Annotated in this window: 17 protein-coding genes; 11 read left to right on the top strand and 6 right to left on the bottom strand. The window is 71.6% G+C overall.

Features of this window, described 5'->3' with window-relative positions:
• Positions 1-5: 5 nt before the first annotated feature.
• A complete protein-coding gene (locus tag G3573_RS07415; protein WP_163260447.1) occupies positions 6-4,130 on the bottom strand; it encodes a DUF3971 domain-containing protein in 4,125 nt (1,374 codons plus the stop codon).
• A 95-nt stretch (positions 4,131-4,225) separates the two neighbouring features.
• Here G3573_RS07415 and G3573_RS07410 point away from each other — a divergent pair, with 95 nt between their 5' ends.
• The 11 genes from G3573_RS07410 to G3573_RS07360 all read left to right on the top strand — a co-directional run bounded on the left by G3573_RS07410 (position 4,226) and on the right by G3573_RS07360 (position 17,579).
• The gene (locus G3573_RS07410; RefSeq protein WP_163260446.1) at positions 4,226-4,702 is read left to right on the top strand and encodes a peroxiredoxin; all 477 of its coding nucleotides are present in this window, start codon (positions 4,226-4,228) and stop codon (positions 4,700-4,702) included.
• A 230-nt stretch (positions 4,703-4,932) separates the two neighbouring features.
• Entirely contained in the window at positions 4,933-6,081 is a 1,149-nt protein-coding gene (locus G3573_RS07405) for an alpha/beta hydrolase (protein ID WP_205598133.1), read from the top strand.
• 272 nt (positions 6,082-6,353) lie between these two features.
• Entirely contained in the window at positions 6,354-7,505 is a 1,152-nt protein-coding gene (locus G3573_RS07400; protein WP_163260445.1) for a peptidoglycan DD-metalloendopeptidase family protein, read from the top strand.
• A 100-nt stretch (positions 7,506-7,605) separates the two neighbouring features.
• Entirely contained in the window at positions 7,606-8,052 is a 447-nt protein-coding gene (locus tag G3573_RS07395; RefSeq protein ID WP_240454570.1) for a polymer-forming cytoskeletal protein, read from the top strand.
• 167 nt (positions 8,053-8,219) lie between these two features.
• Positions 8,220-8,867: a glutathione S-transferase family protein gene (locus G3573_RS07390; RefSeq protein WP_163260443.1), complete on the top strand. Its 648-nt coding sequence runs from the start codon at positions 8,220-8,222 to the stop codon at positions 8,865-8,867.
• Positions 8,868-8,971: 104 nt separating this feature from the next.
• Complete coding sequence (locus G3573_RS07385; protein WP_205598132.1) at positions 8,972-10,195, top strand: AAA family ATPase; 1,224 nt, start codon at positions 8,972-8,974, stop codon at positions 10,193-10,195.
• On the top strand, positions 10,195-10,626 hold the full coding sequence (locus tag G3573_RS07380) for a hypothetical protein (RefSeq protein ID WP_163260442.1): 432 nt from the start codon (positions 10,195-10,197) through the stop codon (positions 10,624-10,626). Before G3573_RS07385 ends, G3573_RS07380 begins: the two co-directional genes overlap by 1 nt.
• Entirely contained in the window at positions 10,623-12,572 is a 1,950-nt protein-coding gene (locus tag G3573_RS07375) for a hypothetical protein (protein ID WP_163260441.1), read from the top strand. Before G3573_RS07380 ends, G3573_RS07375 begins: the two co-directional genes overlap by 4 nt.
• The gene (locus G3573_RS07370) at positions 12,565-15,426 is read left to right on the top strand and encodes a hypothetical protein (protein WP_163260440.1); all 2,862 of its coding nucleotides are present in this window, start codon (positions 12,565-12,567) and stop codon (positions 15,424-15,426) included. The genes G3573_RS07375 and G3573_RS07370 overlap by 8 nt, the downstream gene beginning before the upstream one ends.
• Before the next feature lie 93 nt (positions 15,427-15,519).
• A complete protein-coding gene (locus tag G3573_RS07365; protein ID WP_163260439.1) occupies positions 15,520-16,200 on the top strand; it encodes an ABC transporter ATP-binding protein in 681 nt (226 codons plus the stop codon).
• A gap of 5 nt (positions 16,201-16,205) precedes the next feature.
• On the top strand, positions 16,206-17,579 hold the full coding sequence (locus G3573_RS07360; RefSeq protein WP_163260438.1) for a hypothetical protein: 1,374 nt from the start codon (positions 16,206-16,208) through the stop codon (positions 17,577-17,579).
• A 3-nt stretch (positions 17,580-17,582) separates the two neighbouring features.
• On the opposite strand, the gene G3573_RS07355 is transcribed toward G3573_RS07360, so the two are convergent.
• The 5 genes from G3573_RS07355 to G3573_RS07335 form a co-directional block, all read right to left on the bottom strand.
• Positions 17,583-18,080, bottom strand: a complete 498-nt coding sequence (locus G3573_RS07355) for a GNAT family N-acetyltransferase (RefSeq protein ID WP_163260437.1) — start codon at positions 18,078-18,080, stop codon at positions 17,583-17,585.
• A gap of 86 nt (positions 18,081-18,166) precedes the next feature.
• On the bottom strand, positions 18,167-18,583 hold the full coding sequence (locus G3573_RS07350; protein ID WP_205598131.1) for a cupin domain-containing protein: 417 nt from the start codon (positions 18,581-18,583) through the stop codon (positions 18,167-18,169).
• A gap of 102 nt (positions 18,584-18,685) precedes the next feature.
• Positions 18,686-19,802, bottom strand: a protein-coding gene (gene prfB, locus G3573_RS07345) for a peptide chain release factor 2 (protein ID WP_163260436.1) whose coding sequence is annotated in 2 segments (ribosomal slippage) — positions 18,686-19,732 and positions 19,734-19,802 — 1,116 coding nt in all. Because the reading frame shifts where the segments join, the coding sequence is not laid out codon by codon here.
• 123 nt (positions 19,803-19,925) lie between these two features.
• The gene (locus tag G3573_RS07340; RefSeq protein ID WP_163260435.1) at positions 19,926-22,325 is read right to left on the bottom strand and encodes a penicillin-binding protein 1A; all 2,400 of its coding nucleotides are present in this window, start codon (positions 22,323-22,325) and stop codon (positions 19,926-19,928) included.
• Between the two features lie 110 nt (positions 22,326-22,435).
• Positions 22,436-23,188 (bottom strand): N-acetylmuramoyl-L-alanine amidase (locus tag G3573_RS07335; RefSeq protein ID WP_163260434.1); only part of this gene is annotated, 753 nt, incomplete at its 5' end.

The raw sequence follows: 23,188 nt of genomic DNA, 5'->3' as shown, positions 1-23,188 counted from the left end.
GACGATCACCGGCTCCCGCGGGTCGCCGTCCGTTTCGGGCGGTTCGCGGGGGCCGGGGTCTCGAACAGGCGCCGCAGGATGCCCGGCGTCACCAGCGACAGCGGATTGACCGTCACCTGCGGCTTGCCGAACGAGCCGCGGGCCGCATAGCCCAGCCCGACCACGCCCTCGCCCTGGCGCGAGACCAGAAGCTGACCCAGCACCGGCACGGCGCCCACCGCCGAGTTGATCGAATAGGCCGGCGCGATCGTCCCTTCGAAGTCCAGGGTGTCGGCCTTCAGGTCGGCCACGCCCTTGGTGGTCAGGCCCAGCGCCGGACCGGTGGCGCGCGCGTCGCCGATGGTGATCTTCGAACCGCGGACCTGCACCGGCGCGACCACGCGGGTGAACATCACCCCTTCCCCGTTCAGGGTGTCGGCGATGCCCTGCAGCGAGCCGACGGTCAGGATCTGGGCCACGGTCGGGGCGCGGATCAGGCGCACGTCGTTGATGTCGACGTCCAGGTCCGCCCCGCCGGCCACCAGCCGGCCGGTCACGCTGGCCGACCCGCCGCGCAGGCTCTCCACGTCGAACAGGGTCTTGGCCAGGTCGCCGGCGTCGTCGGTCTCGAAGCTGAGCCCCGTCACCCCGGCCAGCGGGAACAGCCGCCCGCTCAGGCGCGCGCCGCCGCCGGTCCGGGCGGCCAGCTCCATCCGGCGGACAGCCGCCTCGCCCCACTGGCCGCTGGCGCGCACGTCGCGCAGCACCGCGTCGTCGGTCAGGCGCAGGCCCGCCACCGTCGCGTCGAACTTCACCGACGCCGAACGCCCCTCGCCCGCCCCGCCCGGGGCCGGCGCCGACAGCCGGTCGAACAGGCGGCGCGCATCCAGCCAGCGGCCGTCCACCCGCACGTTGAGCACCGAGCCGGTCGGCTCGCGCCACAGCCGCAGGGCGCCGTCGATCAGTCCGTCCAGCTTGGCCTTGGGCAGGTCCAGCGACACCAGCCGGCCGTCGGCGGTCATGGCGGCAGAGCCCGACAGCTCGAAGTCCTCGCCTTCGCCGGTCACGCGCGACAGGCGCAGGTCGCCGTCGCTCTCGCGCAGGAAGCTGACCGCCAGGCGGGCCGGCTGGCCGGCTGGCTTGCGCCACTCGCTGCGCGGCACGCCGACGTAGGCCGAGGTCAGGTCCAGGTCGAGACGGCCGGTCAGCGGCTGGTCCTCGACCTGGGTCCAGCGGACCGAGACCGGAGCCTCGCCGTCGAAGTCGACCACGTCCGGCGCGCCCCAGCGGCGCAGCGCCTGAGGGTCGAGGGTGGTCCACACCACGAACTGGCGCGCGCCCGCGCGCAGCGGACCGGCCTGGAAGCGGGCCGGCGTGCCGGCGAAGTCGGCCGTGCCGGCCATCCCCTCCGGGGTCGTCCGCCAGGCCAGCGACACCGGAAGCGTGGTTCCCGGCTTGAGCATGTTAGGCAGGCCCAGCGCGTCCAGGTCGGCCGGCGACAGGGCCGAGCGCAGGCGCCGCTCGACCGCGCCGTCGGGCGCCCGGGTCCAGCTCATGGCCAGCTCCAGACCGCCGGCGGTCACCTCGGCGGCGCCGTCGCCGCCCGACCAGGCGGCGTCGACCACCACGGGGCGGGTCTCCTCGAACAGCGGCAGGCGTCCGAAGCCCAGCCGGCGCGCCTCCAGCGGCGTCACCTGGGCGCGATAAAGCAGATGCGGGCGCACCCCCGGGGTGTAGGCGAGATCGCCGGACAGGGCGTCGGCCTCGACCACGCCGGTCCAGGTCGCCCCGGTCGCGCCCAGGGTCACCTCCACCGGGAAGTGGTCCGGCAGGCCGTCGACGAAGGGCGCGCCGGCCTCGCGCAGGCCCGGCGCGTCGGCCTGGCCCTGGAGGGTGAAGCGCTCGCCGCCGGCCAGCTTGCTCCATTCCACCCGGCCGTCGCCGGCGGCGGAGCGGAAGCTGCCCTCGCCGTGGCCGCCGCGGGTGCGGAACCGCCCGGTCAGGGCGACGGTGCGGTCGGTCCGGCCGCCGAAGGTCGCGGCGCGCACCGCGCCGTCCAGGTCCACCGTCTCGGCCCCGTCCTTGGAGAACACCGAGGCGAACTCGATGCGGCCGCGATAGGGGCCGACTTCGCCGACGCCCTTCACGTCGACGCCCCTGGTGTCGCCGTCGACGGCCATCTCGCCGTCCTGCAGGTCCCAGCCCAGCGCCGCGTTGGACACCGAAGCGCCACGCACGACCCCGGCGTAGCGGATGTCGTAGTCCTTGAACTCGACCGGCCTGCCCAGCGGGCGGGCCAGTTCGAACAGCACGTCGGCCGTGCCGGTCAGCCGCTCGGGCGCGAAGCCGTGGCTGGTGAGCAGCCGGCTCTCCGTGCCGTCGACCACGCGCAGCATGGCCTGGGCGTCGCCCTTGCCGCGCGCGCGGACGCTCACCTTGGCGCCGTCGCCCTTCAGGCGGGGGATCTCCACGGTCCCTTCGCTGAGCGCGATGGTGTCGAGCCGCCCGCCGGTCATGGCCAGGTCGAAGCGGTTGCCCTGCAGCACCGCCGAGCCCTGCCCGCCCGACACCGCCGGCAGCCTGTCGATGAAGCGCAGGGCGGCGTTCTGGAAATCAAAGGTGAGCTTCAGCTCCTGGTCGCGCAGGATCTTGCGGTCGAAGGCGCCGGCGGGGGCCTTCAGGGTCAGGACCGCGTTCGAGTAGCGGCCGTCCTTCACGGCCTTCGACAGCCAGGCGCGGGCCCCGCCGCCCAGGTGAGTGGGCCAGAAGGCGAAGACCTGGTCGCGTCCGACCGCGCCTTCCAGCCGCGCCGTCAGGTCCGCGCCCCAGGCGCCGCGCTTGTTCTGGAACAGCGCGCCCTGGGCGGAGAGCGGCGCGCCGGCAACGCGGGCGCGCCCGTGGGCGATCTCGATGCGGCGAAGTTCGGGCGTATAGCGGCCTTGGGCGGCGACGTCGGTCAGCTCCTGCGGCGGCGCGTCGGCCGCCAGGGCGCCCTGCACGCGGGGACCATGCACGTCGAACTCCAGGCGCGCGGGCGCCTGCTTGGCCCGGTCCTCAGGGACCAGCCGCAGCCGCCCGGCCAGGTCCAGCCGCGTGCGCTCGGCGGCCAGCTGCAGGGTCTGGATCTCGACGTCGCGCGTGCGGGGGTCGTAGCCGGCCACCACCTGGGCGGATTCGAAGCCCTGGCGGGTCGTGCCGAAGCGCAGCGCGCCCTTGCCGGCCGAGAAGGCCGCGTCGGCCGCCCGCACGCCGGTCTCCGCGCCGTAGGCCAGCGAGCCGCGACCGCGGACCACGGCGTCCAGCGCCGAGAGCGAGCGGGTCGGTCCGACCGACGGGAACACCCGCGCCGGCGTCAGGTCGCGCAGCTCGGCACGGACGAAGGCGTCCTTGAGGCCGACCGTGCCCTGCGCCTGCGCCTGCAGACCGGCCGTCCCCTGCACGCGGTCGCGGATTTCGAGGTCGGCGCGGGCCGTGAGGCGGCCGTCGGTCTTCTGGAATTCGACCTCGCGGACCTCGGCCACCCAGTTCACCCCGCCGCCGACCTGGCGCAGGGCCAAGCGACCGTTCTCAAGGTCGAGCTGGCGCAGGAAGCTCATCGGGCGGCCCATGCGGGCGCGGCCGGTCATGTCGGCGAACAGCCGGTCCAGTCCGGTGACCACGCCCGGCTCGCCGTCGGCGTCGTAGCCCAGCTCGTAATTGCCCTTGGGCGACACCGAGACGGCGGCGAAGAAGTCCTGGGCGGCGATGCGGCCCGGCGCGGTGGTGAAGGCGAACAGCGAATCGAGCGCGACGGCGGCCTGGACCCGGCGGGCCAGCAGCACGGGACGGCGCTGGCCGTCGGTCAGGCGCACGTTCTCGAGCTGCAGGCCCAGCGCGCCGGCGTCGTCGAACCAGACCAGCCCGACCTCGCCGATCTCGGCCCGGCCGCCCTCGACCTGGCGAGCGAGGCTGCGCTCAAGCAAGGGGGCCAGCCAGTCGGCCGGCATCGGCCCGAACGACAGCCGCACGCAGAGCGCCGCCACGGCCAGGCCCGCCACCCCGGCCGCGGCCAGGGCGGTCAGCGGATTGCGCCCGCACAGGCGGCGCGCCAACGCCTTGAAGTTCGGCGCCCTGAAGTTCGGCGCCTTGAAATCTGGCCGGACAAATTTCATGAGGCGAGCGCCATTCGCGCGCGTCCGGCGTGTGGACGCGCGCCAGCGCGACGGTATGTTCCGCCGCGCGCGACAACCCCGTTCAGGAGAGCACGATGAGCGAGCTCCACCCCGGCTCCGCAGCCCCCGATTTCGACCTCCCCGCCGACGGCGGCGGTCGCTTGAAGCTGTCCGAGCTCCGCGGCCGCACCGTCGTCCTCTACCTTTACCCTAAGGACGACACGCCCGGCTGCACAAAAGAAGCGATCGACTTCACGCATGCGGCCGACGCCTTCGCCGACGCCGGGGCGATCGTCATCGGCCTGTCCAAGGACACCGCCGCCAAGCACGACAAGTTCAAGGCCAAGCATCAGCTGAACGTCCGCCTGGCCGCCGACCCGGAAGGCGCGACCGTCGAGGCGTACGGCGCCTGGGTCGAGAAGAGCCTGTACGGGCGCAAGTACATGGGGATCGACCGCGCGACCTTCGTGATCGACAAGGACGGCGTGATCCAGAAGCTGTGGCGCAAGGTGAAGGTCCCGGGACACGTGGCGGAGGTTCTCAAAGCCGCAAAGGAACTGAACCCCGCCTGAACGGCGGCCCGACGCCGCAGCCACATGGCGACTTCGCAATCATTTCGTTGTTCTCTGGGCCCACATTAGTGCGGGTTATCCGCCAGGGCTTCGATTTGCCCTCCCCGCGCTAAGGTCGCGAAGCTCCCATCGCCTCGCGAGCGAGCGCGAGCGTGCGTTCCGTCACTCGAGCTTCATCAGTAAGCGTCCCGGACAAAAGCGCGCTGCGCTCTCGCAGGGGGGAAACAGGTGTGAACAAGACGACTTACGGCGCGCTCGCGGCCGTCGCGACGGCTCTGCTCGCCTCAGCGGCGGTCGCCCAGCCTCCCTCGGCCGTGGAACCGGTGACGCCCAGCATCCCCGCCGACACCTATTCGCCGGGCCGCGCTCTGGTGACGGACTTCGATCGGATCGTCACCCCGGGCGGCGTTCAGGAGAGTTTCATCGCCACGCTCGGCGGCGCCCGCCAGTATGTGAGCGTGCGCGGCGCCGACCGGGCCAACCCGATCCTGCTCTATATCCACGGCGGCCCGGCCTCGGTCGAACTGCCGATCTCATGGTCGTTCCAGCGGCCCTGGGAGGATTACTTCACCGTGGTGGAGTGGGACCAGCGCGCGGCCGGAAAATCCTTCCGCCTGAACGATCCCCAGGCGATGGCGGCGACGCTGACGCCCGACCGCTATCGCGACGACGCCATCGAGCTGATCGAGCTCTTGCGCGCGCGTTACGGCAAGCGGAAGATCTTCCTGCTCGGACACAGCTGGGGCTCGGCGGTCGGACTCTCCGTCGCGATCAAGCGCCCGGACCTGCTCTACGCCTACATCGGCATGGGCCAGCTGATCGACTTCCAGGAAAACGAGAAGCAGAGCTATGCGACGGTGCTCGACCAGGCCCGGCGCGACGGCAACACCGAGGCGGTGAAAGAGCTCGAGGGCATCGCCCCCTATCCCGGCCCGGGCGACTTCGACGTCGCCAAGACCGGAGTCGAGCGCAAATGGTCGGTCTATTACGGCGGCCTGGCCGCCGGCCGCCGCGACAGCGACTTCTACATCCACATGGGCCGCCTCTCGCCGGAATACGGCCTGGACGACCGCAAGGCGTGGGACGCGGGCAGCGACCTCAGCATGACGACCATGTGGCCGAAGCTGGCCGACCTCTCCTTCGAGGACGTCCGCGCGCTCGACGTGCCGGTCTTCCTGTTCCTGGGACGCCATGACACCACCACGCCGTCCGAAATCGCGGCGGACTGGCTGCAGCGCGTGAAGGCGCCGCGCAAAAGCGTCGTCTGGTTTGAGAACAGCTCCCACCTGCCGATGATCGAGGAGCCCGGGCGGACGTTCCAGACGCTGCTGACCCGAGTCCGCCCGCTGGCCGGGCGAGACCTGCCGCCTGGCGGGTGACACGCCGGGACGACCGGCGCCGCGGCGGTGTGCCAGTTCGGCCCGACGCCGTCGCGCGTTAGCGACTTCGCAACCATTTCGGCGTTCTTTGAGCCGACATCAGAGCGGGAACCTCGCCAAGGGTCGCGATTTACCCTCCTCCGGCGAAGAATCCCGCCCACCGCACCGCCTGACAGGCGTGCGCCGACGGATCGTGGTTAACCCGAGCCGTAGCCCTTGCGCGAGCGGAGCCGTTTAAGGCATATTTCGGGCGGACGAGGTGGGTTCCAGGCATGGACAGCGCACGCGTGACGCGTATGCGTCATTGGGTGGAACGTTTGTTCCCCGAACGGCATGTCTACCTACGCTCCGGGGGCGAGACCCGGGGCTACATCCTCAGCACGCGCAAGCAAATCATGCTGGCGGGCACGGCGTCCGTGCTCGCAGGATGGATGATTCTCTCTACCGGGTCGATGGTGTTCACCTCGCTGGCGTCTTCCAGCGCCGACCGCGAGATCGCGCGCGTGACCGCCAAGTACGAACGCCTGATGGCCGACCGTCAGGCGCGCCTGAACGGCGCCGTCGCCCGGCTCAGCGAGACCGCCGGCTCGGTCGACGAACTGGCCCAGGCGGTCGAGCACCGCCACGCGGCCCTCGCCATGGTCATGGCCAACTTCAAGGGCGTGCCCGGGGCCGAGCAGGCCCTGGCCCCCGCCCCGCCCCTGCCCGAGACCCGTCCGGCCGCCGAGCGCGTGCTGGCCGTGCGCATGGACCAGGAGCGCCTGCTCGCCAAGGCCGAGAACTTCGCCACCTCGCGGGCCGAACGCCTGCGCCTGGCCTTCCGCCTGGCCGGCCTGAACCCCGGCTCCTACGCCGGCCGCGGGGCCACGGGCCTGGGCGGCCCGCTGGTCGACGCGCGCGATCCCAAGGCGCTGGCCTCCATCCTGGACGTGGACGAGGGCTTCGCCGCGCGCATCCAGAACGCGGCCGACAACCTGTCCGAAATGCGTTCGCTGGCGACCGCGGCCGAAAAGCTGCCGCTGGCGCGCCCCGCCTATGACGTGCGCCAGACCAGCGGCTTCGGTCTGCGCTTCGATCCGTTCAACCACCACCCGGCCCTGCACTCGGGCCTGGATTTCGCCGGACCGTTCCTGACCCCCATCCGGGCCACGGCGCCGGGCGTCGTGTCCTTCACGGGCGTGCGCTCGGGCTACGGGAACACCGTCGAGATCGACCACGGGGGTGGGTTCAAGACCCGCTACGCCCACCTGCAGGCCTTTTCGGTCCGCCCGGGCGAGCGTGTGGCTGTGGGCCAGCGCATCGCCGCGATGGGCTCCACCGGCCGCTCCACCGGCGTTCACCTGCACTACGAAATCTGGGTGAACGGTCGTCCTCAAAACCCCGCTCGCTTCGTGAAGGCCGGAGACTATGTTCAGCAAGACTAGCAAGCCCGTTCGCCAGGAAAGCGCTCCCGTTCCGGTCCCGCCGCTGCCGGACCTCAACGCTCAAGCCCCGCGCAAGGCTCCCACGCCGACGGCCGCCAAGATGGCCTCCGTCCTCGCCTCGGATCTCGTGTTCGAAGGCAACGTCTCGGGCGCCGGCGATCTGCACATCGACGGCACCGTCCGCGGCGACGTGAAGGTCGGCCGACTGACCGTCGGCGAGACCGGCAACGTCGAAGGCGGCGTCCAGGCCGACATCGTCGAAGTCCGTGGCCGCATCGTCGGCGCGGTGGTCGGCAAGCAGGTCAAGCTGCTCGGCACGGCTTACGTCGACGGCGACATCAGCCACGAGCAGCTGTCGATCGACGTCGGCGCCTACTTCCAGGGCCGCTGCCTGCAGGTGCGCAAGGGCGAACCGACCCCGGTCTCGCACCACCCGCAAGCCGCCCCGTCGATGGGCTTCAGCGCCCCGTCCTACGCCCAGCCGGTGCCCGCGCCGGCCCCGGTGGACGCGGGCCAGCTGATCGAGCTGAAGCCGGCCTCGGCCTAAGGCCGCGACCGACACGCGAAGACAAAGCCCCGCCGGAGCGATCCGGCGGGGCTTTCTCGTTCTGACGGGGCCTTCGCGCCGGCCCGCGACTAAAGTCAGACGGCCTGTCGCAAGCCCCACGGCCCGTCCGTCCTCGGGACAGCAAACGAAGAGGCAGGAGCTCGTCCATGAACCCGACCATCACCGCCTTCGAGCGGTCGCCCGATCGTGGACGGGGGCTGGCGCGCGACATGCCGGTGCGCTGGGCGCTCGAGGAAGCCGGTCAGCCCTACGACGTCCGTCTCCTGACCTTCCCTGAGATCAAGCAGCCCGCACACCGGGCGCTGAACCCGTTCGGGCAGATCCCGACCTACGAGGACGGCGGCCTGACCCTGTTCGAGTCCGGGGCCATCGTGCTGCATATCGCCGAGCGTCACCCGGGCCTGCTGCCGGCCGACGCCGACGCCCGGGCGCGCGCCGTCGCCTGGATGTTCGCGGCCAAGAGCACGATCGAACCGCCGATCGTCGAGCGCAGCATGGCGATCCTGTTCGAAGCCGACAAACCCTGGCACGCGGAGCGCCTGCCGATGCTCGAGGGCCGGGTCCACGGCCGGCTGGGCGAGCTCTCCGACCACCTCGCCGGCCGCGACTGGTTGGACGGCGCGTTCAGCGCCGGCGACCTGCTGATGGTGACGGTCCTGCGCCGGCTGAACGGCTCGGGCCTGCTGGACGCGCATCCGAACGTCCTGGCCTACGTCGCCCGCGGCGAAGCCCGGCCCGCATTCAAGCGGGCCTTCGACGCCCAGCTGGCGGTTTTCGAGGCTGCGGCGTCCTGATGGCGGGCCCACGCCCTTGAAAGCAGCCCCGACGCGCATCAGAAATCGGTTCAACCAGTAAGACCGATTATCCGCGTACGCGTGGCAGTCGGACGGGGGACCGAATGCAGACGCGGAACGGGGCGGGCGTGAAGCCCGCCGTGGACAGGATCAACGCGCACCTCGACGCTCTGAGCGCACGCTTCGTGGCGCGCCGCGGCGTGCTGGAGCTGATCGTGCTCGGGCTGATCTGCCGCGAGCACGTGCTGCTGATCGGCCCGCCCGGCACCGGCAAGTCCGCGGTGGTCCAGGCGATCGCCGCCAGCGTCGAGGCCCACTCGTTCGAATACCTGATCGGCCGCTTCACCGAGCCCTCGGAGCTGTTCGGCGGCCTGGACCTGAACGCGCTGAAGGACGGCAAGATTCAGCCGGTCACCGCCGGCATGCTGCCGGAAGCCGACATCGCCTTCCTGGACGAGATCTTCCTGGGGTCCACGGCGATCCTGAACACCCTGCTGAAGATCCTCAACGAGCGCACCTATCGCCGCGGTCAGTTCAGCATGACCGCGCCGCTGATCTCCTGCGTGGCGGCGTCGAACGCCCTGCCCGAGGACCAGGCGCTGGCCGCCTTCGCCGACCGCTTCCTGCTGACCACCTTCGTCGACCCCGTGGGCGAGGATCAGCTGCCGGACCTGCTGCGCGCCGGCTGGCGCGAAGCCCGCGGCGGCGAGCCGGCCGGGGCGCTCAGCATGGCCATGATCGCGGAGCTGCAGGCCGCGGCGCTGCGCGTCGATCTGGAGCCGGTCTACGAGACCTACGCCCACGTGGTGCGCAAGGCGCGGCTGGCCGGGGCGACCCTGTCGGACCGCAAGGTGGTCAAGGCGCAGAAGCTGATCGCCGCCGCCGCCCTGCTGCGTGGCGCCTCGGCCGCCGGGCCGGAAGACCTGTGGCCGATCAGCTATCTGGTCCAGTCGCGCGACCACCAGCAGCACCTCAAGGAGCTGCTGCAGGCCGAGCTGAAGCAGAGCTGCAATCCCGTGCTGACCGAGAGCGTCGCCCGCGCCACCTACGGCCCGACCGCGCACGCGGCGCACCTGGCGGAGCAGGCCGCCACCCTGCTCGAGTCCCGGCCGGCGCTGGCCACGGACCCGCTCTACGAGATCTGGCTGGTTCGCCTCGAGACGCTTCTGACCCGCATCGACGCCGCCTTCGACAGCAAGACCCTGCCCCAGCACCTGCGCGCCGTGCGGGCCAGCGTCGAGACCCTGCTGGAGGGCCATTCGACCGGCAAGGCCGTGCAGGAGCCCGCAGCCCCTGCGTCAGACCCCGCGGTCCTGGAGACCGCCTGATGCGCTGGCGTCGGACCGACCCCGTCCAGGAGGTCGGCGCCATGATCGCGGTCGGAGCCGAAGCCGCCGGGCGACTGGTCGAGACCCTGGCCGCCCGGCCGCGTCTGGCCGCCGTGCTGCCGGTGGCGAAGAGCGCCGACTGGGCCGTGGTGTTCGCCGCGTCCCTGCCCGGAGAGCAGGATCGACTGCTGCCCCGGATGGGCGACGCCACGCCGCTGTACGAGGCCGCGCCCGGCTGGTGGCTGCCGGTCGGCGCCGTGCTGGACGCGCCGGACCACGCTCGAGCCGACCTTTGGGCCGGCCTGGGCGAGCGCGAGGGGCTGCGCGCCCCGACGGTCTGCCTGCCGCGCTTCGGGAGCGCCGACATCACCGGCGAGGCCGACGTCTATCTGGTCGAGCACGCCGCCCCTCGCGGGGAGGATCGACCATGACCGCGCCGGCGCGCGCCACGCCGCGGCTGCCGGCCGCCTACGCCGCCTTCGTCCCGGTGCTGGAGCGGCTGTCCGAGCCGCTGCTCGAAGTGCTGTACGGCCAGCTCGAACAGTTCGAGCGCCTGGCGCGCCCCGTCGACCCGCGCCAGTCGGCGATCCGCGGCGAGTTCGAAGGGCTCGGCGGCCTGACCCTGCGCGGCGACATCGACCACGTCGTCCAGAGCGAGCTTTTGCTGCGCACCGAGGCGCCGCTGGAGTTCCTGCGCCGGCTGGCCGAAGGCGAGACCGTCTTCCACGAGAAGGAATACGCCGACCCCGGCGCGCGGGCCGTCTATCGCGCCATGATCTCGGTCGGGCCCGGCGCCATCGGCCACGGCCGCATTGTGGCGCTCGCCGCCCTGCTGTTCCTGGCCCGCACCGCCGCGCAGCGGAGGGCCGAGCTTCACTGGTGCTTCCTGCCGCGGGCGGAAGGCGCAGTCTGGTTCGAAGCGGTGTCGCCGAACACGGTCAAGCGCCTACTGCGGGCCGCGAGCTTCCGCGAGATGACAGCCGAGGACGCCGAGGACGCGGCTGCGGCGTGGGCGGATCTGCACGCGGGCGAGCTCGCGACCGGCGGGCTTCGCCCGGTCGACTGGATGATCGGCGCGCGCTCGCGCGGCGGCGCCCTGCAGGGCGCGGAGAACGGCCTGGTCTTCGCCGTCGACGCCCCTCGGCGTGGAGAGCCCCGGACGGTGGAGCTGCGGGTGCGCGAGGGCGGCCGCGAAGTGTCCCGCGCCAAGGCGACCTTCCCGCCGGACGGCGTGTGCGTCTCGGCGCTGCGCACGCCGCTGCGTCCACTGGCTCCGCCGCCCACGACCGGCCCGTCCCTGCCCGCGCCGATCCGGCGCGAGCCGTCGGGATGGGCCCCGCAGTACTTCGCCATGACGAGCGGAAAGTCCCTCGTCGTTCGCATGGCCCGGGGGCTGCTGGTCCTGGAGTTCGACAATCAGTTCGCCGTCTGGAGCAAGGTCTTCATCCCCCTGCCCGCCGACGCCCTGCTCGCGGGGGTCCGCCAGCGGCATGGCCACCTGACGATGCTGCTCCACCGGAGCAGGCACGGACGGGAAACGGTGCAGCTGTCGCAGGTCCGCCTGCACGGGACGCCCGCCCTCGCCGTCGAGGCCGAGGCGGACGTCCCGGCGCGGATGTTCGCTCGCCAGCACGCCTACGCCGTCCCGACTCTGGGAGAGCCGGGTCCGGCCCTGCGGTTCTATTCCACGCACGGGAGCCCCTTCGACCTGACCATCGGGACCGACCGGACCATGCGGATGAACGCGGTCCACAAGCGCGAGGCCATCCTCTGGTCCACCGGCAGCCATGCCCTGTTCCGGTCCCCGCGCGGCGTGGACGTCCACAAGACCGTCGGCGGCCAGGTCGACGCCTTCCTGACCGGCGATCAGGACCCAGGGGGAAAGCTCTACGGCATGGCCTTGTCACGGACGGACCGCAGCCTCGCCTTCGCGCTGGCCCCCAACACCTGGACCGTCGCGCGCCCGGCTCCTGCGGACGGCTCGGTCGTCCCGTCGTCATGTCTGAAGCTGGAGTTGAAGCCGTACGAGACGGTGATTTCGGCCCGGATCGTGGACGAGGCTGTCGTCGCGCGCATCTGGTCCGACGCACGGCGGGGCGGCCGCGGCGACCTCAGGACCTTGACGTATCGCGGCGGCCAGGAGAGCGGCGGTCGAGAGCCGATGAACCTCGGCGATCGCGCGCTCGGCGTCGCGCGGATCGACATCGCCGACGACGGAGGCTTCTGGGCCGTCACGACGGACCTGTCAGGCCGACCGGACGAAATCCTTCACCTGCGTCGGGACAAGTCGTCCTCGAAACCGAAGCTGACGGCGTTCGACCTCGCGACCCTGTCCGCCGACGCCGCCCAGGTCGAGACGGGGGTTCTCGATGGCTAGACACAGTCACGTGGTCAGGCGGGCCGAGCGGGCGGCGAAGGTGCCGTTCCCGGCGACGCCCACCCTGCCGCACGGCGCGCCCTGCGACGGCGCCGCCTTCGTGCTCGGACCCGACGGGCGTGAGCCCGACCTGCGAAGCCTGCGCGATCACCTGCGGCGGATCTGGCGCGGCCGTCTCGATCAATCGGCTGAAGCGCCTGAGGTGGTCGTGGCCCTCTTCGCCAAACCCGTGGCGATCGAGGGACGCGTTCCGGCCAGCGCCTTGCCGCTGCGGCTCAAGCCGGGCGGTCTCCTGACGAGCTTCGCCGAGCGGGACAGCTCGCCCGCCACGGCCCCTGCCCCTTCCGGGCCGGCGCGACGCCTGGAGCTGCTCTGGGGCGGTCGTCGCTACGGGCTCAGCCTCGACGCTCTGAGCCTGGTTTCGCTGGCCGGCCTGTGGGATCCGCCGCGGCTGCACGTCCATCGCCAGACCCGCTCCGCGGCCGCTCGCACGAGCGGCGCCGCCACCGATCTCGCCCGCATCTCCCGCGCCAAGGTTCCCGCCAGCCGCACCGGCGAGGACCTGATCAAGTCCGCCGACGCGCGTCTCAAGGCTTTGGAAGACCGCACCAGGCTCAGCTCGATCCTGAGCCAGCTGCTCCAGCCCGGCGCGGGCGGCTCAGGACCGGGCTCACGCGGCCGTTCCGGCGCCGCGAAGGATGGCGAGCCCGGCGTGCTGCAGAACCTGGCGGGCTGGCTGCAGTGGCACAGCCCGTTCGGAAACCAGCTGCGCGCCCGCCTGGGGCAGCGGATGAACCTGGTCGAGAAGATGATCGCGTCGAACGACATCGACGGGGCGCTCAGGCTCGCGATGAGCCTGGCCTCGAAAGGCGGCGACGCCGCGCGCAAGCTGTTTCCGACCGGGTTGCCGGGCATGCGCGCGACCCTCGACTTCGCCATTGAGCGTTCGTCGGGCGTCGCCCCGATCCTCGGCGGCCGGCTCTTCGGCGATATGTGGGCCCGATACACCCAACTGGCCAAGCAGCTCGAGGACAAAGGCGATCACCGGCGCGCCGCCTACATCCGCTCAAAGCTGCTGGGCGACCACCTCGAGGCGGTGAAGACGCTCGAACGCGGCGGCGCCTTCCTGGAGGCCGCCAAGCTTTCCGCGGACAGCAACCAGACCCCGGCCCTGACCATCCGCCTGCTCTACATGGGCGGCGAGCGGGACGCCGCCCTGGCCCTGGCCAGGCGCACGGCCTGTTTCGACGAGCTGGCGGAGGACAGCCGCGGCAAGGACGCAGGCTTCCACCGCGCGGTCCTCGACGCCTGGACCGACATGCTGGCCGCCACCGGCCAGCACCTGCGCGCCTTGCAGGTCACCGACCTGCTGGCCGCCTCCAAGGACGCCGACGACGCCTTGTTCGAGCGCCGGCGCGGTTGGCTGGTCGCCGGTCTCGAACAGGCGGGCGGGAGCGCCGACGCCGAGCTGACGGTGCGCGCCGTGCTGGGGGCGCCCTGGGACGGAGGCGCCGACCTGCAGGACTTCCCCGAGGACGCGCATTTCCGAGGCTTCGGCGTGTTCGCCCAGGCCCTGGAGCGGCTGCAGGCGGCCATGCGCGGCGAGGTCGAAGACGCCGGGCGCACGCTGATCGAGACGCTGCACGCCTTCGGGCGGCTGGCCCAGCCGCTGCGCCCGGAACAGGAACCGTTCTGGCGCGAGGCGGCCGCTCCGCTGTTCGAGGCTTTCGCGCGGTCGCTGATCTCGGCCGGCTCCGAGCGTCTGGGCCAAAAGGAGTTGGACGCCGTGAGGGCGCTGCTCGAGCGGGCCGAGGCGCCGGTCCTGGCCTACGATCTCGGCAAGATCACCAAGCTGCAGCGCCGCCCCGCTCCGCCCGTGCGCATCTACCGGATCCCGCCCGCATCGTCGGTCAAGCCGGCGATCCGGCGCGGCTGTCTGCTGGGAACGGGGGACGTCCTCGTCTGGCGCGAAAGCCGGTTGCTGCAACTGCTGGACCGGCATGGCGGCCTGCTCTGGCAGACGAACCTCAGCGACGTGACCGCGCTCGTGCCGGTCGGCTCTGGCCCGCACGTGATCGTCGCCCAGCGCCAGCCCGACGGCGCGTCCCTGCTGACCCGCCTGGCGACGCATACGCGCACCCTGCACCCGATCGGTCGGGTGAAGCTGGCCGCCGCCCACGACGTGACCTCCGAAACGCAGTGGATGGTCCAGATCGGCGGCGAGATCGGCGCGCTCGACCTGCCCAAGCTGTGCGCGCCCGCACCCGAGATCGAGTTCGCCTGGTCCTGCGCCCTGACCGAAAGGCTGCGCGCCCTCGCCTTCGTCCATGCGCCCGGGACTCCCCGCTGGCTGACCCTGGACGTCAGCCCCGAACGCGCCGGCGTGCTGGAGCTGTGGACCCTCGCCAACGCGCGCGAGCTGGTGGCCCGCGTCTGCTCCTACCTTCCCGCCCCGGCGCACGCGCGCCGCTGGGCGCTCACGCCGCTCGCCCACCAACTCCAGATCCGCGACGCCGCCGGGGCGCCGATGCCCGTGGAAGACTGGAGCCTCGTGGCCGAGCGCAAGGCGGCGCGGGCCTTCGCGGACGCCCCCGAGGCGCCCCCGCCGAGCCCGAGGCAGTTCCAGGCCTGCGACTTCGAGCGCCCGTTCGTGAGGTCCGTCCCGTCGTCGGAGGGCGTGGACCGCACCCTGGTCGCGCGATCCAGCGGCGGCGGCGAGTTCGTCGTCGAGCACGCCACCGACCTGGACCTGACCTGCATCGCGCGCGGCACGACCGGCGCCGTCCTGTTCGCCGACCGCACGGGGCGGCTTTTCATGCTGGAGCCGAACACAGGCAACGTGACGCTCATGTGAGCCGCCGCTCCGACGCGCGCGGATTGCCGAAGCTTAACTATCCCGGCGGTCGAATACTGGTCATAGCTGCGGCCGACCCAAACGGCGCAGACCATGTTGACCATTGAGCACCTCGGCCGCCGCGAAGGCCGGCTGCAAATTCTTGATGATGTGAGTTTCAGCTGGCCCAAGGGCCTGCTGGCCGTGATCGGCGGCAACGGGACGGGCAAATCCACCCTGTTGCGGGTCGTGGCCGGGGCCAAGGCCCCCAACACCGGCAAGGCCGGATGGAACGGCGTCTCGACCGCGCGGGCTGCGCGCCAGAAGGGTCGTGTCGGCTACGGGCCGCAGGAGCGCAACCTCGACCTGGCCATCACGCTGCGCGAATTCCTCAGCCTGTGCTGCGACCTGCGCGGCCTGTCCGACCGAGGGGCGAAGGTCGCCGCGGTGGCGGAGGAACTGGGTCTCTCCGGCCAGCTGGACGAGCGCCTCGCCAACCTTTCCGGCGGCGGAAAGCGCAAGGCCATGACGGCGCAGGCGCTGCTGGGCGCCCCCGAGCTGATCGTGCTGGACGAACCCACCTCGGAAGTGGACTACGCCGCGAGCCGCCGGTTCTGGGCCGCGTTCAAAACGCGAGGCCAGTCGGCCGCCCTGGTGGTCGCCACCCACGACCTGGAGATGGCGCTGGCGGCGGCCGACGCCATCCTGCTGTTGCGCCGTGGTCAGCCGCTGAGCCTCAAGCCCGCGGCGGAGTTTTCCCTGGACGAGCTGTCCGCGGCGATCGCGGACCATTGACCGGGATGGGCGCCTTCACCTTTTCCCGGCTGATCTGGCTTGAGGCGGCGCGGCGTCCCCGCGCGCTGCTCGCCACGATCATGCTCGCGCTGAGCGCCGGCTTTCTGATTCTGCCCGATCCGGGCGCCGGCTACGCCACCCTGACCTTCCACCAGAGCCCCCTGGCCTACACCCCGGCGGTCATCGGCTTCATCACCGGGGCCGAATTCACCGCCTTCAGCGGCGCGCTCGGGGTGCTCGCCATGACCGTGGTCGCGCCGATGGCCGCCTGGCGCGCGGTTTACGGCGTGGCCAATGCGCCGGCGTGGCGCGTGGCGCTGGGCGCCTGGATCGCGGCCTTCGGGGTCGGGATCTTCCTTCTCACCGCCATCTGGGCGGGGGCGCTGGCGCGCGCCTGGGCGGTCCTGAGCGCGAGCGGCGACACGCTCGGCGCGCTCTGGGTCTTCACCTCCTGGGCCTTTGGATTAGGCGTGGCGGGCGCGGGGATCTCGGCCACGTTCTACGCGCTGCTCTCCATACGGCTGGCGACCCGGCCGGGACTGTTCATGGGGGCGACCTTCGTCGCCTGGGTCACGGTCCTGGCCACCGCGATGTCGCGAGACATCGACCTGAGCGGCGCGCACTTCGTGGGGCCGCTCCTGATCGACGGCTACACCGCCCGCGACCTGAACATGGGCATCCTGGGCGGCCTGAAGGCGCATACGGCGATCGCCACCCGGATCCTGGGCGATCTGTTCAGCACGCCCGGCGGCGCGGCGTTCGTTTTGAGGCGCGTGGCGTTCGCGGGCGCAGGCCTGGGCGTGGCGCTTGTCCTGTCGGGTCCGCGCCTCAAGCCGCTTGTCCCGCGCGTGCGCGCCGGCTGGTCGGCGGCGAAGATCGGGGCCGCGCTCAGCGCGCGCTTCGGCCTGACCGGGGTGATCTTCCGTCAGCTGTGGGGCAAGCAGCTCGCCGTCCTCGCGGCCCTCGTCGTGGCCGTGGTGTTCCAGGCCTTGCACACGGACGATCGCGTCGGCGCCATCGCTCTCGGCTTCGGCTGGGGCCTGGTCATGCTGCGCTGGCCCGAGGTGTGCGCGGCGTTCGAACAAGGCGCCCTGCGCAGCCTGATCGCGCCCAGCGTGCTCGGCCCCTGGCCGATCCGGGTTCAGCTGTTCGTCCAGATCGCGTTCCAGGCCGGCGTACTGGCGCTCCCGTCGGTCCTGGCGTTCGCCGTGGCGGGGCGGACGAACGCACTGATCTGGGTGGCCGCCCAGGTCGTCGCCGCGCCGCTCCTGTGCGTGATCGCCGCGCGCTTCCGCGGCGGCGCCACGGTGTATTCGCTGGTCGCCATGGCGTGGTGGTACACGCTGGTCTCAGGCAACCTGACGCCGCCGCCCGGGTGAGGACTACAAGCCGGCCCCGGTCGGCTTCTCCATGTAGATCACGCCCGGCTGGTCCGGGCGCGGACCCACGGGCGCCCAGCCGCGCCTGGCGTAGAACCGCATGGCCGGCAGGTTCTTCTCGGCGACGCTGAGACGCGCACGGGCGTAGCCGCGCGCGCGCAGCGCCGCCATCGCATGCTCGTCGAGAGCCTCGCCGAAGCCCCGCCCGCGCGCCTCGGGCGCCAGATAGTAGGTGTAGACGTAGCCGAGCGCCGGATCCGCGTGGAACCGGCCGGTCAGCACCAGGCCGACGGCCTCGCCGCCGTCGAGGGCGAAGCTCGCCTCGGCCGGATCTCCGGCGAGCCGGCCTTCCAGCCAGGAGAGATACCCGGCGCCGTCCGCGCCGAACTCGCGCGTGAACCGGTCGTCGTCAAACGACAGGGCGAACACCTCGCGCACGAAGCGGATGACGAGATCACCATCTCGCGGGAGATCGATCGGGCGCAACGTGAGGGAGGTCATTTCGGAGACGTGTTTGACAGTCGCCGAGCCTTAGCTCGCCACGCACGCATCCGCCAAGCCGCCTTCCCCAGAAGCAAACGCGGAGCTCAGAGTTTCAGGTCCCTCGCCCGGAGGTCGGCCTCGATTCCGGCCATCGCGCCTTCGAACCCGCCGGGAACGTTCACCGCCATGAAGCCGGCGCGCACGTCGCCGCGGTTCTGGAAATCGTGAGGGGTCCCGCCGGGGATGATCACGTACGCCCCTCGCGCCAGATCGATCCAATCCCCGTCGAGGCACAGCGAGAGCACGCCCTCCAGCACATAAAACATGTGCTCGTCGTCGTGCGCATGCACGCCCGGTCCGGCCGTCTTCGGCTCCAGCCACCATTCCGAGACGGACATCCGCTCGCCGGTCTCGCCGCCGTCCGCTTTGAACACCGCCTGCAGCGGTCCCATGTGGTAGGTCCGGCCTTCGCCGGCCTGGACGATCGTCGGCTTGCGCCGCTCTTCAGCTGCAGAGCTCATCGGTCCCTCCGCCTCGCGCGCGACTATCCGACGTCGCCGCCCCTAGACAAAGCCCCGCCGGATCGCTCCGGCGGGGCTCGTTCAGTCAGGCTGTGACCGCGGTCAGGCCGCGTCGCGGGTGGCGCCGACGCGCTGGGCCAGGGAGGCGGCCATGAACGGGTCGAGGTCGCCGTCCAGCACGCCTTGCGTGTCGGAGGTCTCCACGTCGGTGCGCAGGTCCTTCACCATCTGGTACGGCTGCAGCACGTACGAGCGGATCTGGTGACCCCAGCCGATATCGGTCTTCAGCTCCTCCAGGGCGGCCGCGGCCGCCTCGCGCTTCTGCAGCTCCAGTTCGTAGAGCTTGGCGCGCAGCATCTTCCACGCCTTGTCGCGGTTCTGGTGCTGCGAGCGCTCGGTCTGGCACGCCGCGACCGTGTTGGTCGGGATGTGGGTCAGACGCACGGCCGAGTCGGTCTTGTTGACGTGCTGGCCGCCGGCCCCGGAGGCCCGGTAGGTGTCGGTGCGCACGTCGGCCGGGTTGATCTCGATCTCGATGGTGTCGTCCACCACGGGCGAGACGTAGACCGAGGCGAAGCTGGTGTGGCGACGCGCGCTGGAATCGTACGGCGAGATGCGCACCAGGCGGTGCACGCCGGACTCGGTCTTCAGCCAGCCGTAGGCGTTGGGGCCCTTGATCTGGATGGTGGCCGATTTGATGCCCGCGGTTTCGCCGCCGGTCTCTTCGATGAAGTCGACCTCGTAGCCGTGGGCGCCGGCCCAGCGGGTGTACATGCGCAGCAGGATCGAGGCCCAGTCGCAGGACTCGGTGCCGCCGGCCCCGGAGTTCACTTCCAGATAGGCGTCGTTGCCGTCGGCCTCGCCGCCCAGCAGGGCTTCCAGTTCGGCCCGGCCGGAGCGCTCCTTGATCGAACGCAATTGGGCGCGCGCCTCCTCGAGGGTGGCCTCGTCGCCCTCCTCGTCGGCCATTTCGGCATAACCGATGGCGTCAGCCAGCTCGCGCTCGAGCGCGCGGACCGTCTCGACCTGGCCGCCGAGGCGGGTGCGGTCGCGCATGACGGCCTGGGCTTCCTCAGGCTTGTCCCACAGGGTCGGGTCTTCGACCCGGGCGTTCAGTTCGTCGAGACGTCTAAGGGCGACATCCCAGTCAAAGTCGCCTCCTGAGCAGTCCTACGGACTGCTCGATGTCGGCCGCCATGGCCTCGACATCCGCGCGCATCAGCTTCGCTCCTGACAGGCGGGCCACCTGGCGCGCCGTCGCTATCGCTCAGAGTAGCGTCGGGCCACAGGCCCGACGCAGGGTCGCGGGAGATAGCGCGGGACGCCCCGCGCCACAACCGCGTCAGTACAGACCGTTGAGGTCTTCGGGCACCTTCTTCGGCGCCGGCTTGGGCTGGGCCGCCTCGCCGGCGCTGCCGGCGCCGGAGACCTGGCCGTCGCGCCACACGTCGTCATAGGCCTGCGGGCCGGCGGCCACGCCGGCGTCGGGCTCGAACACCCGCGGCTTGGGCTCGGTTCCGGGGCGGAACGCCTCCTCGATGCCGCGGACCATCACGAACTTGGCGTCCTTCGGCTTCGGGAATTCCTGGATCGGCTTGCCCTTCATGGCGTCGGTCATGAAGTTCACGAACACCGGCACGGCGGTCACCGCCCCGGCTTCGCCCTCGCCCAGCGAGCGGTTGTCGTCGAAGCCGATGAACACGCCCACGACCAGGTCGGGCGTGTAGCCGACGAACCAGGCCGAGCGGTACTCGTTGGTGGTGCCGGTCTTGCCGGCCACCGGACGGCCCAGCACGCGCGCCTGCACGGCGGTGCCGCGCTGGACCACGCCCTCGAGATACGAGGTGATCTGGTAGGCGGTGATGGGGTCCATCACCTGCTCGCCGCCGGGGACGATGCGCGGGCTCTCGTCGCCGGAGAAGCCGCGGGCGCAGCCGGGGCAGCGGCGGCCGTCGGCCTTGTGGACGATCTCGCCGTCGCGGTCGGCGACCAGCTCGATCATGTGCGGCTGGATCTTGCGACCGCCGTTGGTGAACATCGCGTAGGCCGCGGTCAGGTCGTAGGGCGTTGTCTCGCCCGCGCCCAACGCCATGGACAGCACCGGCGCCATGTCCTTGACCACGCCGTAGCGGATGGCGTTCTCGCGGATCTTCTTCATGCCGACCTGCTGGGCCAGGCGCACGGTCATGACATTGCGCGACAGCTCCAGGCCTTTGCGCAGGGTCTGCGGGCCGTAGAACTTCTTGTGGTAGTTCTCCGGCGACCAGACGTTGCCGGCGCGGTCGGTGAACGAGATCGGCGCGTCCAGCACGATGCTGGCCGGCGTGAAGTCGTTTTCCAGCGCCGTGGCGTAGACGAACGGCTTGAAGGCCGAACCGGGCTGACGCATGGCCTGGGTCGCGCGGTTGAAGTTCGACAGCGAGTAGCTGTAGCCCCCCACCATCGCCACCACCCGGCCGGAATACGGCTCCATCGCCACCAGGGCGCCGTTGACGGCCGGCACCTGGCGCAGGCGGTACGCGCCGCCGCCCGACGGCTGGACGAAGATCAGGTCGCCATGCTTCAGGCCCGCGCCGGCCCGCGCCCAGGCCACGTCCTCGGGCGCCAGGTGGCCGCTCGCCCCGTCGGGCAGGCGGACGCGCACGTCGGCGCCGGCGGATTCGACGATGGCCGCGCGCCAGTCGGATCGTTCGGCCGGCGGCTTCTTGGCCAGGGCCTGCTTCTCCCAGCCCGGGGCGATCTCGACATTGCCCCAGGCCCCGCGCCAGCCGTGACGGCGGTCGTAATTCTCCAGACCGTCCATCAGCGCCACCCGAGCCGCGGTCTGCAGCCGCGGATCCAGGGTGGTGCGCATGTAGTAGCCGCCCTTGTTGACCTCCTCGCCCAGCAGGCCCAGCGCGCGGCGGCGGACCTCCTCCACGAAGAAGTCGGCGTCCTTGTACTTGGCGCGCGACGGGGCGCTTTCGACCACCAGGTCCTGCGCGAGCGCCTCCTTGGCCTGCTCGCGGGTGATCCAGCCCATCTGGGCCATCTCGCCGATGATCCAGTCGCGGCGGGCCTTGGCCTGCGCCTTGTGCTTGATGGGATGGTAGTTGTTCGGCCCCTTCGGCAAGGCGGCCAGGTAGGCGGCTTCGGCGACGGTCAGCTTGTTCAGCGGCTTGCCGAAGTAGTTGTAGGCGGCCGAGGCCACGCCGTACGACCGGTAGCCGAGGAAGATCTCGTTCAGATACAGCTCGAGGATCTGCTTCTTCTCGAGCGTCGCCTCCAGGCGCCGCGCCAGAATCGCTTCCTTGAGCTTGCGGCTCAGGGTCGGCTCGTTGGACAGCAGGACGTTCTTGGCGACCTGCTGGGTGATGGTCGAGCCGCCTTCGAGCCTGCGGCCGCGCACCACGTTCAGCGGCGCCTTGGCCACCGCGCGGCCCATGCCGCCGACGTCGATGCCGCCGTGCTGGAAGAAGTTGCGGTCCTCGGCGGCCAGGAAGGCCTGCACCACGACCGGGGGGATCTCGTCATACGGGACGAAGATTCGCCGCTCGCGCGAGAATTCGCCGATCAGCGTGCCGTCCCAGGCGTAGACGCGCGTCGCCGTCGCCGGCCGGTATTCGGCCAGCTCGCCCGCATCGGGCATGTCGTGGAACAGCCAGGCGGCGTAGATGGCCAGCGCCAGGCCGGCCACGGCCACCACGCTCATCACCGCGACGCCCGCCATGGCGAACCAACGTTCGGCAGACTTCACCCACAACCTCCGAGAGGACGCCCCCTAAGGGTCTTACCGGGTCCAGCGTAAGAGGCAAAGAGGCCCGCGTCCTTGGGGCGCGACGCCGCGCCCCTGTCGCCGGCCGTCAGCGGCCTTCACTGGCCGCTGGAAACCGACGCGTAGCGGGATTCGTGCTCGAAATAGGCGTCGATCGCGTCGCCCACGCCGTCCATCAGGCGGGCGCGGCGCTTCGGATCGTTCAGGGCGCGCTCGTCGTCCGGATTGGTCAGGAAGCCCATTTCCAGCAGCACGGCCGGCACGTCGGGGGCCAGCAGGACCACGAAACCGGCGTCGCGGTGGCTGCGCTGCAGCAGCGCCGTGCGGTCGCCGATTCGCTCCAGCAGCACCCGGGCGAAGGCGGCCGAGCGGTTGCGGGTGGCCCGCTGGGTCAGGTCCAGCAGGATGCGGTTCACCGAGGCGTCGCGGCCCGGCAGGTTGACGTCGCGCACCCAGTTCTCGCCGTTCAGGACGTGCCGGGCGGCTCGGTCGGAGCCCTGTTCGGACAGGGTGTAGACGCTGGCCCCGCGCAGCGAGGCGCTGTCGCCGGCGTCGGCGTGGATCGAGATGAACAGCTCCGCCTCGGCCCGGCGGGCCTGGGCCACGCGGGTCTCCAGCGGGATGTAGACGTCGCTTTCGCGGGTCATGACCACCCGATAGCGGCCGGTCCGCTCCAGGCGGGCCTTCAGCTCGCGCGCGGCGGCCAGGGTGACGTCCTTTTCGCGGGCGGCCGCGCCGTGCGCGCCGGGGTCCTTGCCGCCGTGGCCGGGGTCGATGACCACCACGCGGCGGGTCGAGCGCGGACGCGGGTCGGCGGCCACGGCCGGCGCCCTCGTCTGCACCCTCGCCGG

The sequence above is a fragment of the Caulobacter sp. 17J65-9 genome, from assembly GCF_010975005.1.
Classification (GTDB): Bacteria; Pseudomonadota; Alphaproteobacteria; order Caulobacterales; family Caulobacteraceae; genus 17J80-11.
This window is presented reverse-complemented; position numbering and strand designations above follow the sequence as displayed.